The sequence below is a fragment of the Winogradskyella sp. PC-19 genome (assembly GCF_002163855.1).
In the GTDB taxonomy this organism is placed as follows: Bacteria; Bacteroidota; Bacteroidia; order Flavobacteriales; family Flavobacteriaceae; genus Winogradskyella.
This window is the reverse complement of record NZ_CP019332.1, coordinates 740,689-751,739: the sequence shown is the minus strand read 5'-3', so window position 1 is coordinate 751,739 and position 11,051 is coordinate 740,689. Positions and strand designations below refer to the sequence as shown.

The 11,051-nt window shown below is 33.3% G+C and carries 10 protein-coding genes; 6 read left to right on the top strand and 4 right to left on the bottom strand.

Translation table 11 applies throughout. The annotated features are described in order from the left end of the window. Window positions 1-6: 6 nt before the first annotated feature. From BTO05_RS03450 to BTO05_RS03440, 3 genes are all read left to right on the top strand, one after another. Window positions 7-834, top strand: a complete 828-nt coding sequence (locus BTO05_RS03450) for a M48 family metallopeptidase (protein ID WP_087491316.1) — start codon at window positions 7-9, stop codon at window positions 832-834. 69 nt (window positions 835-903) lie between these two features. Further along, window positions 904-2,283 (top strand): MFS transporter, encoded by a 1,380-nt coding sequence (locus BTO05_RS03445; RefSeq protein WP_087491315.1) that lies wholly within the window; start codon window positions 904-906, stop codon window positions 2,281-2,283. Between the two features lie 42 nt (window positions 2,284-2,325). Then, on the top strand, window positions 2,326-3,516 hold the full coding sequence (locus BTO05_RS03440) for a lipocalin family protein (protein WP_087491314.1): 1,191 nt from the start codon (window positions 2,326-2,328) through the stop codon (window positions 3,514-3,516). 68 nt (window positions 3,517-3,584) lie between these two features. Here the strand turns inward: BTO05_RS03440 and BTO05_RS03435 are convergent, their stop codons facing one another. Genes BTO05_RS03435 through BTO05_RS03420 form a run of 4 tightly spaced genes read right to left on the bottom strand, consistent with a single transcriptional unit; the run spans window position 3,585 to window position 6,542 of the window. Beyond that, window positions 3,585-4,319, bottom strand: coding sequence for a head GIN domain-containing protein (locus BTO05_RS03435; protein ID WP_087491313.1), 735 nt, complete (start codon window positions 4,317-4,319; stop codon window positions 3,585-3,587). Window positions 4,320-4,366: 47 nt separating this feature from the next. Then, window positions 4,367-5,458: a hypothetical protein gene (locus BTO05_RS03430; protein ID WP_087491312.1), complete on the bottom strand. Its 1,092-nt coding sequence runs from the start codon at window positions 5,456-5,458 to the stop codon at window positions 4,367-4,369. Beyond that, window positions 5,436-5,987, bottom strand: a complete 552-nt coding sequence (locus BTO05_RS03425) for a hypothetical protein (protein WP_087491311.1) — start codon at window positions 5,985-5,987, stop codon at window positions 5,436-5,438. The genes BTO05_RS03430 and BTO05_RS03425 overlap by 23 nt, the downstream gene beginning before the upstream one ends. 3 nt (window positions 5,988-5,990) lie before the next feature. Then, window positions 5,991-6,542, bottom strand: coding sequence for an RNA polymerase sigma factor (locus tag BTO05_RS03420; protein ID WP_087491310.1), 552 nt, complete (start codon window positions 6,540-6,542; stop codon window positions 5,991-5,993). A gap of 229 nt (window positions 6,543-6,771) precedes the next feature. Between BTO05_RS03420 and lon the strand changes: the two genes are divergently transcribed. From lon to cmk, 3 genes are all read left to right on the top strand, one after another. Continuing rightward, the gene (gene lon / locus BTO05_RS03415) at window positions 6,772-9,225 is read left to right on the top strand and encodes an endopeptidase La (RefSeq protein WP_087491309.1); all 2,454 of its coding nucleotides are present in this window, start codon (window positions 6,772-6,774) and stop codon (window positions 9,223-9,225) included. Between the two features lie 97 nt (window positions 9,226-9,322). Next, window positions 9,323-10,342, top strand: a complete 1,020-nt coding sequence (gene porQ, locus BTO05_RS03410) for a type IX secretion system protein PorQ (RefSeq protein WP_087491308.1) — start codon at window positions 9,323-9,325, stop codon at window positions 10,340-10,342. A 1-nt stretch (window position 10,343) separates the two neighbouring features. Further along, window positions 10,344-11,030, top strand: a complete 687-nt coding sequence (cmk, locus tag BTO05_RS03405; protein ID WP_087491307.1) for a (d)CMP kinase — start codon at window positions 10,344-10,346, stop codon at window positions 11,028-11,030. The last annotated feature ends 21 nt before the right edge of the window (window positions 11,031-11,051 follow it).

Genomic DNA, 11,051 nt, shown 5'->3' with positions numbered 1-11,051 from the left:
TTAATCATGAATTTTAAAAAATCTATAGTCATAATAGGACTTTTACTAATATTTATTTCATGTGCGACTAACCCTTTTACAGGTAAAAAAACTATGGCGTTTGTATCTAATGCACAATTATTCCCATCATCTTTTGCACAATATAATCAGGTGAAAAGTGAAAATAAAATAATTACTGGCACCAAGGATTCAGATATGATTACACGTGTTGGTCAACGAATAGCTGTTGCAGCAGAACGTTGGTTAAATGCCAATGGTAACCAAGGTTATTTAAAAGATTATAAATGGGAATACACTTTAATAGAGTCAGAACAAATCAATGCGTGGTGTATGCCAGGTGGTAAAATCGCTTTTTACACAGGTATTTTACCAATTGCTGATAATGAGACAGGTGTAGCTACTATTATGGGGCACGAAGTTGCACATGCCCTAGCAAATCATGGACAGCAACGTATGAGTGCTGCTTATTTACAACAAGGTATAGCATTAGCTGGAAATGTTGCATTAGCAAATGATTCAAACGGACAAGCTATTTTTAATCAGTCTTATGGTGTAGTGACTACTGTTGGAGGTATGTTGCCATTTAGCCGTTCTCATGAGACTCAAGCCGACGAAATTGGATTGAGATTAATGGCACTTGCAGGGTATAATCCCGATGAGGCATCTCGACTATGGGAGCGTATGAAAGCAAAAAGTGGAGGACAAGCACCGCCTGAATTTATGAGTACTCACCCAAGTAATGATACGCGTATTACAAATTTGAAGCAATGGGCACCTGCTGCAAAAAAAGAAGCTGCAAAATTTGGGATTACATCGTTTAGACCAATAAATTAGTCTACAAATAACAATATATTGTTTACTTTAGAAGCCGTTCAATAAGAACGGCTTTTTATATAATATCATATGAGTACATTCGAAAAAGGAAGTAAAAAACTAATCAATGCATGGGCATTTTACGATTGGGCAAATTCAGTTTACACACTAACTATAGCATCTTCAATTTTCCCGATTTTTTATTCAACATTGTTTAAGGATAAAGACGAATTAGTTTCTGCTTTTGGTTTTGAAATGAAACAAACAGTACTAATTTCTATAATCACAGCATTTACGTTCTTAGTTGTTGCTATTTCATCTCCGATATTATCAGGTATATCTGATTACATTGGTAATAAGAAAAATTTCATGAAATTTTTCTGTTATATGGGAGGTATAGGTTGTTTTGGTTTGTATTGGTTTAATCTAGACTATATACACACCAGCTTGTTATTTTATTTCATGGGACTTTTAGGATATTGGGGAAGTTTAGTTTTTTACAACTCATACCTGCCAGACATTGCTTTTGAAGAGCAGCAAGATGCAGCAAGTGCAAAAGGGTTTTCATTGGGTTATATAGGTAGTGTACTCTTATTGCTTCTTAATTTAGGTATGGTCATGTTTCCTGAGTTTTTTGGTTTTGATATTAGTATTTCAGAAAAGATTGCAAATTCTGGTAACGAAATCGCTATAGCTGAAGCCACAGAAACTGCTAAAAATTTGGCATCAGTATCTGCCATGAAAATTTCGTTTATCATGGTAGGTTTATGGTGGGTAGGTTTTAGTCAATATACATTTTATATACTGCCAAAAGGAGCTTCAAGTGGTCATAAAGTCACTAAAGAAGTTCTGTTTAATGGATTTAGAGAATTAAAAGGGGTTTGGATTGAGCTTAAAGGAGATTTAAGATTAAAACGTTATCTCAATGCTTTCTTTGTATTTAGTATGGCCGTACAAACTATAATGTTAATGGCTGTATATTTTGGGGAGAAGGAAATAGAATGGGGTTCTGATAGTGAGAAAACAATGGGGCTTATCATAAGTATTTTAGTAATACAGTTAGTGGCAATACTTGGAGCAATTTTAACATCAAGAGCATCATCTAAATATGGTAATATAAAGACGCTTATCGCAGTAAACGCTATATGGATGCTTGTTTGTGTCTATGCTTATTTTATGGTAACACCAGTTCAATTTTACATTGCGGCTGGTATTGTTGGTATGGTAATGGGTGGCGTACAATCATTAGGACGTTCTACATATTCCAAGTTTTTACCAGAAACAGAAGACACTACATCTTATTTTAGCTTTTATGATGTAGCCGAAAAAATAGGAATTGTTATTGGTATGCTCATATTTGCGATTGTAGATCAAATAAGCTCTATGCGTTATGCTATTTTATTCTTATTTATTTTCTTTTTAGTGGGAATAATTCTTCTTTTCAGAGTTCCGGAAAATAAAAATATATAATTAATGTTATGTTTGTAACTCCAAATCATAATTATATCAATCATGAAAAAAATACTAGGATTACTATGTGTCTTTTTATTGTGTTCTGCATTTCAGTGTGATGACGAACCATTAGAAGGCGAATTTATTACCGATGAGGCTGCAGCTTGTGAGGCAGCAATAATTGATACTGCTGAAGCCGCGTTAGAATTTCTTGGTGCAGGAAACGATACATTTACAGACATTTGTTCAGCCTACAAAACAGCACTTGAAGCTCAAATAATAGCATGTGGTGACGAAGACGGCAGTCTACAAGCAATAATAGACCAATTAGGAGATTGTTCTGTTGATAACCTAGCAGAATGTCAAGAAGCTATTCTTTTGAAGAATGAAGCTGAAGAAATTTTTAATAACTCAACAGACACCGATTATACTGAAAATTGTAATGCTTTAAAAGAAGCCATTCAGAATGTTATTGATATTTGTGGTTCAACTCAAGAGTTAGAGGATCAATTAGAAGGTTTAGGAAATTGTATTTTAACTACGAGCCCAACGGCAAGCTTGGTTGGAACATGGCGTATAACATCTTTAACATCTAACGGTGTTGAAGAATTACAAGATGAGCTTGATGCTGCCAATATTTGTTTCTATGAAGAGATGTATACGGAAACAGATCTTACAGAAACAGATTTTTCTGGTACTGATTGTGATATAGAAACAGTAACAGATGAAACTGGTTATACTTTTGAGAATAATATTATATCCTTTGCAAATGGTAACGATTCTGTTGAGGTTATAGAGTTAACTGATGATATTTTAAGATACCAAGATGTTTATATGGAAGGTGGTGAGACTTTTACTGATATATATACTTTTGAAAGACAAGTTAATACAACTAATCCAGCTGGTCAGATTACTGTTACAGCTGGGACGCTAGATATTGTTTTTGACGAAATAAATGTTGAGGTAGTTGGTACGACTTTGCAAGTATCAGGATCTACCTCCGCAGCAAATAATTATACTATTTACTTTGAAGTTGAAGAAGGAGAAACAGGAGACGATATTATTAATGCTGAATTTGTAATATTCTTTACTTCGGAGTTCTTCCCTTATTTTGATGGTATTGAGCCTTTTAGATCTAACATTTCAGCAAATCCAGATGGTAGTCTTACGGGAACGTTTTGTTGTAATACTAGAAACGCTGATAATGGTGATTTAAATTTAACCTCAGGAATGATTAATATAACCTATTAACCATTTTAAAAAATATCAATAAAAAAGCCGCTATTTTAGCGGCTTTTATTTTTTAATAAATATTGATATTAGTTTTCAATAGATCCAGAACCAGCAACTTTAGTGTCTTCAGATGATGGATTACCACGATATTCAATATCTCCAGAACCTGCAACTCTTGCTTTAAGTTCTCCACCATTACAGTTAACAGAGATATCTCCAGAACCTGCAATAGATGCATCTACATTTTTAGAGTCTAGCTTAAATCCATGAATATCTCCAGAACCTGACACTCTTGCCTTAAAACTGGTAGCTTTTCCTTTTAAGGTTAAATCTCCAGAACCAGATACACTAGCTTTTGCATTTTCTACATCAATGCTTAGAATTAAGTCTCCAGAGCCCGCAACAGCAGAACTAAAGTCATTAAATCTAATTGTACCTTCGTTCCATACATCTCCAGAGCCTGCTAAAGAAACACCATCAATATCTTTATAAGGAATTGTAATTAATAAAGGCTTGTTGTTACTTGGATTAATGTTTTTTCCATTTCTAACTTTTACAACCAATGTTCCATTTTTTACTTCAGTAACAATGTATTCTAATAAGTTAGATTCGCCTTTTATGGTAATTTGACCTTCCTTACCCTCAACAAGTTTAAAGTCCATAGAACCAACGCATTTGATGTTGTCATACTCTCCAGTAGATCTTGTAATTGTGGTAACATCTCCATTTCCTTTTACACCTTTTCCACCCCACCATTGTGCTTGAGAAACTGTAATCGTTGATAATAGAGCTAAAGTGAATAATGTTTTTAGAGTTTTCATAATGTTTTGTTTTAGCGCTTATAATAAGCTGTTAGTTTTTTGATTGTTTATTGTTTTTTAAAAGTTACACTTCCGAATTCAGAATTAATTTTGACTAAGTTTTTAGTGCTATTTGAACCATAGCTTCCAGAATAGTATTTATCTGTAGATTCAATTCTTTTTTTAATAAAATTAAAATCATCACTATTTCTAAGTGAGGCATGTTCTAAACTAATATCAAAAGTGAAATTGTAAGCTGAGTCATAACCCATTGTAATGCCAGCATGTTCTGCGTCTATCTCTATATTTTGCGCATTTGATGCTACTTTTCCAATCTTTATACTTCCAAAATCAGATTTTATAGAGGCACTTTTATAAACATTTCCGATTCGTAATGTTAAGTGGTCTGCATTACCAGTGACATTGTTAACATTATCTATTACAAGAGATTTAAAATCACAGTTATACTCTACATTTTCAGCTACTTCAATATGGCTAGATGTATGGTCCGCATTGATAATCAGATTCTTTGCTTTTGCTACAGTGTAACTACTAAAATCAGCATTTATTTTTCCACTCTTTATATATTCAAAATAACTGTCTTTAGTGTGGTCAAAATTTAATTCGTTGCCATCTGCCATCAATTCTTTAGTGGTAATATTTCCATGGTCACAGCTAATTTTTGCTACACCTTTAAGAGTATCGATATTTACGCGTCCAAAATCATTATCAATATTTATACTATTGGTAATGGGTATTTTAATAACATAGTTAATCTCAATTTTTAAGTTCATCTTCTTTCCCCAATTCCACCAATTTGATTTGTTTTTATCAATTTTAGTAATGGCAGAGACTAAGGTGTTTGTTGCTGAAAAATCGACATCAATTCTATCTAAACGGTCTTCGACTTTTTCATCGTCATTACCACTAACACGAATTAAAATATCAAATTCTATAGTATTCTTATCCCATGTGATAATGTCAATATTACCGAATCGGTTATTTACTTTTAAAGTCGCATCATTATCAACGTTATAGGTTTTTTGAATAATACGTTCTTTAGACGTCTTATAGGTGTTAACGGGCATTGAATTTGCGAAAATTAATGCAGGTAACAGTAACAAAACTGTTAGTAATCTATAGTGTAATTTCTGTATCATTTTGAGTGTTTTTTAAATCGTCTATTTGGTCTAATATATTTTCAAGAATTTCAATTCGGCTTTGAAAGTTAGAAATCATAGCATATATAACACGCTTATCATTTCCACTTTCCTTAAGGTCATTTTTTAAAACAGTATAATCACTCTCTAATGTTTTTAGTTGACGTTCTGCTTCGTAGATAATATTTTCGGTTAAAGGAGAGCGCTCAGTATCTAATTTTTTTAATTCCTCTGTAATTGTTGCAGTAAAAAAATCTTGAGCTTCTGACAGTTCTGGAGACACACTAGCAAGACCTGTTGCCTCAGGCTGTTGGTTAATCCCTATAAAAACCGAAAGACCTATTAGTAAACTTGCAGCTATTGCTAAAAATGGTTTCCAGAAGGATTTAGAGTCACTTTCTTTTTTCGTACTAGAATTTGCTTCAAGCTTTTCTAAAAATCGTGCTTCATGACCATTATTTGGTGCTTCAAGGTCAAATTGCCCTTGTAGTTCTTCAAATAGATTATTAAAGTTGTCTTTTTTGCTCATAATTTATGCGCTTATACTTAATTTTTGTCTTAAACTTTCTTTGGCTCTTGAGATTAATGTTCTGCAATTGGCATAAGAAATATTCATGATTTCTGAAATCTCTTCATAATCATAGCCTTCAATCAAATGTAATGTTAAGCCAATGCTGTAATTGGATTTTAATTGTTTAATAGATTTTAGAATATGCTTTACTTTATCTTTTTGTAAATCATTCTCTTCAAGTCCAATTGGGTCTTCAACCTTATACAATACATCTTCTAAAGCAATAGTGTTTTCTTTTGTTGTTTTGTTGTAATCTGCAATACTGTTATTTACAACTATTCTTTTTAACCATGCTCCGAAAACAGAAGTGTCTTTCAGTGATTCTAGTTTCGAAAACGCAGTTAAAAATGATTCTTGCATAATATCTTCAGCCTTATAAGAATCTCTTACAATTCTCAAAGAGGTATTATACATAGCTTTGTAGTAACGGTTGTATACTTCTAATTGTGCACGTTGATTGCCAGAACTACAAAGCGTGAGTAACTGTTCTATATTTTGATTGGTTGTGAACAAAAAACTAATGCTTTTATTTATAGATGTTATTAAAAGATGAGTGTTACACTTTTTGAAAAAAAAGTTTTATAGTTTTTAAAACTGAATGGCATAACAATTGAATTTAGTATAGAGACAGGTGTGGTTTAAATACCATAAAACCTTGATATCTAGCATAAAGTTAGAAAATGTAGAACGAAAGATACATGCATTCTGTGAGTTTTAATGACAGAATGACTTAAAATATACTATGGGAAAACAAAAATTTTTAGGGCTTGACAGTTTGTCATTTCAGGATTTTGATGAAAATTCAGAATTAATTCCTTTAATGACACCAGAAGATGAAGAATTAATTAATAACGAAGTCTTACCAGAATCATTACCTATTTTACCATTGCGTAATACGGTTTTATTTCCAGGTGTTGTAATACCAATTACTGCTGGACGTGATGCTTCGATTAAATTAATTAACGATGCTAACAATGGCGGAAAAGTGATTGGTGTTGTTTCACAAAAAGATGAAGCTATAGAAAATCCTACTGAAAAAGATATTTATAGAACAGGAACAGTAGCTCGAATCTTGAAGGTGTTAAAAATGCCAGATGGTAATACAACAGTTATCATTCAAGGAAAAAAACGTTTTCAGATAAAAGAAGTTATTTCTGAGAATCCTTATCTAACTGCAACGATTTCAGATTTAGCAGAGGCAAAGCCAGCACTGGACAACGAAGAGTTTAAGGCTATAATAGAGTCAATAAAAGATTTGTCTTTAGAGATTATAAAGGAAAGTCCAAACATCCCTTCAGAAGCAAGTTTTGCTATCAAAAATATTGAGAGTAACTCTTTCCTTGTGAATTTTGTGTCTTCTAATATGAATCTTAAGGTAGAAGAGAAGCAAGAGCTATTGACAATTAATGATTTAAAAGAACGCGCATTAGCGACGCTTAAATACATGAATCTCGAATATCAAAAATTAGAACTTAAGAATGATATTCAAAACAAGGTTCAGAGTGATATGAACCAGCAGCAACGCGAATACTTCTTGCATCAACAGATGAAGACTATTCAAGAAGAATTAGGTGGTGGTGTATCTTCTGGTGAGGAAATTGAAGAAATGAAAACACGCGCTAAATCTAAGAAGTGGGATGAGAAAGTCGAGAAACACTTCAATAAAGAATTAGCGAAAATGCAACGAATGAATCCTCAGGTCGCAGAGTATTCTATACAGCGCAACTACTTAGATTTATTTTTAGATTTACCTTGGAATGAGTTTAGCGAAGATCAATTTGATTTAAAGCGAGCAATGAAAATCCTAGACCGAGACCATTTTGGTTTAGATGACGTTAAGAAGCGAATCATAGAATATCTTGCGGTATTGAAACTTCGTAATGATATGAAGTCACCAATACTTTGTCTATATGGACCTCCAGGAGTTGGTAAAACATCTTTAGGAAAATCTGTAGCAGAAGCACTAGGTAGAGAATATGTACGTATTTCTTTAGGTGGCTTACGTGACGAAGCTGAAATACGTGGTCATCGTAAAACATACATCGGTGCTATGCCAGGACGTATTATTCAGAGTTTAAAGAAGGCTAAAACATCTAACCCTGTTTTTGTTTTAGATGAAATAGATAAATTATCTGCAGGAAATCAAGGTGATCCATCTTCAGCAATGCTAGAGGTATTGGACCCAGAACAGAATAGCGAATTTTATGACAACTTTTTAGAAATGGGTTACGACCTTTCTAAGGTTATGTTTATTGCAACTTCTAATAGTTTAAATACCATACAACCAGCATTACGTGACCGTATGGAAATAATTAATGTTACAGGTTACACTATTGAAGAAAAAGTAGAGATTGCAAAGCGACATTTATTGCCAAAGCAATTAAAAGAGCATGGCCTTGATGATAAAGCTTTAAAAATAGCAAAACCACAATTAGAGAAAATTGTCGAAGGTTATACTCGTGAGTCTGGTGTTCGTGGTCTTGAGAAACAAGTCGCTAAGATGGTACGATATGCTGCCAAAAATATAGCTATGGAAGAAGCGTATAACATCAAAGTTTCTAACGAAGATGTTATTGAGATTTTAGGAAGCCCAAGATTAGAAAGAGACAAATACGAAAATAATAATGTTGCTGGTGTAGTTACAGGTTTAGCATGGACAAGAGTTGGAGGCGATATATTATTTATCGAATCTATTTTGTCAAAAGGAAAAGGAAGTCTTTCTATCACTGGTAATTTAGGTAAAGTCATGAAAGAGTCTGCGACTATAGCCATGGAATATATTAAGGCTAATGCAGATAAGTTTGGTATTAAGCATGAGATGTTTGAAAAATACAACGTCCATATTCATGTGCCAGAAGGCGCAACACCAAAAGATGGGCCAAGTGCAGGTGTGACGATGTTAACGTCTTTAGTATCATTATTTACACAACGTAAAGTAAAAAAGAGTATTGCTATGACTGGTGAAATTACGCTTAGAGGAAAAGTATTGCCTGTTGGAGGAATTAAAGAAAAGATTTTAGCAGCAAAGCGTGCCAAAATCAAAGAAATCCTTCTTTGTGAAGATAATAAAAGAGATATTGACGAGATTAAACCTGAATATCTAAAAGGTCTAACATTTCATTATGTAAAGGATATGGATGAAGTTTTAGATTTAGCAATAACTAAACAAAAGGTCAAGAATCCTAAAACATTATAATAATAAAAACCTCAGTAGAAATATTGAGGTTTTTACTTTTCAAAAAATAAAAGAATAACAACTACGTTCTAAGATAGATTTAGTTATTTTGCACGGTATGATTAGGAGAATTACCGCTCTGTTTTTTTTAGGCTTTGCGTCATTGAGTTTCGCCCAATTGGGAGGCGAATCTACGTACCAATTTCTTAATCTTGTTTCTTCACCAAGACAGGCCGCTTTAGGCGGAAAAATCATCACAAATTTCGATAAAGATGTTACTGAAGCGTTATATAATCCTGCTTCAATTAATAGTGATATGCACAACCAAGCTGCTCTGAATTTTTCAAATTATTTAGGTGGAATTACATACGGAACAGCCGCTTATGCTTACACTTGGGATAGGCGCATCCAGACTTTTCATTTTGGTGTGACTTACATTAATTATGGAGAGTTTGATGGTTATGATTTAAATGGTGTCTCTACAGGTTCTTTCAATGGAAATGAAGTTGCGCTTTCATTTGGTTACAACTATAATATTCCTTTTACAGATTTTTATGTTGGTGCTAATGCCAAAATCATAACATCACAGCTAGAACAGTATAATTCTATAGGTGGTGCTTTAGATATCGGTGCGATGTACATTAATGAAGATTTAGATTTTCATGCCGCACTTTCCGTAAGGAATATTGGTGCACAATTTAAAACTTATGCAGAGTTAAATGAACCACTACCATTCGAAGTTAATTTAGGATTGTCACAAACTTTACAATATATTCCACTTCGTTGGCATGTGACTTTCGAAAACTTGCAACAATGGCCAATTGGTGTTTCAAACCCAGCTAGGGCAACTACAGATCTAAGCGGAAATCAAACCGAAGAGAAAGTTGGTTTTTTAAACAACCTTATGCGCCATACTATTTTAGGTGCAGAATTGTGGCCTGATAGAGGTTTTAATTTAAGAATAGGTTATAACTTTAGACGTGCAGAAGAATTGAGAATTTTGGACCAACGAAACTTTTCTGGCCTATCTTTTGGTGTAGGATTAAAAATTAATAAGATGAAGTTTAGTTATACACACGCAAGATACACAGCTTCTGCAAATTCAAGCTTTTTTGGCTTGCAAATAGATTTAAATTAAAATGAACAAAATAGTAATTGCTATAGATGGATTTTCGTCAACAGGAAAAAGTACTGTTGCTAGATTATTAGCAAAAGAATTGAGTTACATCTATGTAGATACTGGTGCTATGTATCGGGCAGTAACCTATTTTGCACTTAAAAACGATTTAATTTGTAAAGGTGAGATAGACAGAGTAAAACTCAATGCTCAGTTAGAAGATATTCATATCAATTTTAAATTAAATAATAATTCTAATATAGCTGAGGTGTATTTAAATGGTATAAACATTGAAACCGATATCAGAACACTAAAAGTATCTCAGCATGTCAGCCATATTGCCGAAATTTCTGCAGTAAGACGTAAGTTGGTACAGCAACAACAACTTATGGGAAAAGATAAAGGTGTTGTTATGGATGGTAGAGATATTGCTACTGTAGTTTTTCCGGACGCAGAATTAAAGATTTTCATGACAGCTTCTGCCGAAACCAGAGCTACACGTCGCTATAAAGAATTACTAGAACGCGGTCATAATTTGAGTTATGATGAGGTGCTTCAAAATGTAGTTACACGAGATGAGATTGACTCTACAAGAGAAGATTCGCCTCTAAAAAAGGCAGATGATGCCATTGAGTTTGATAATTCTGACATGACAATTGAACAACAACTCGAAGCCATAAGAAAACTTGTAGAACAAAAACTAGCATAATAAAAAAGCGACTCAATTGAG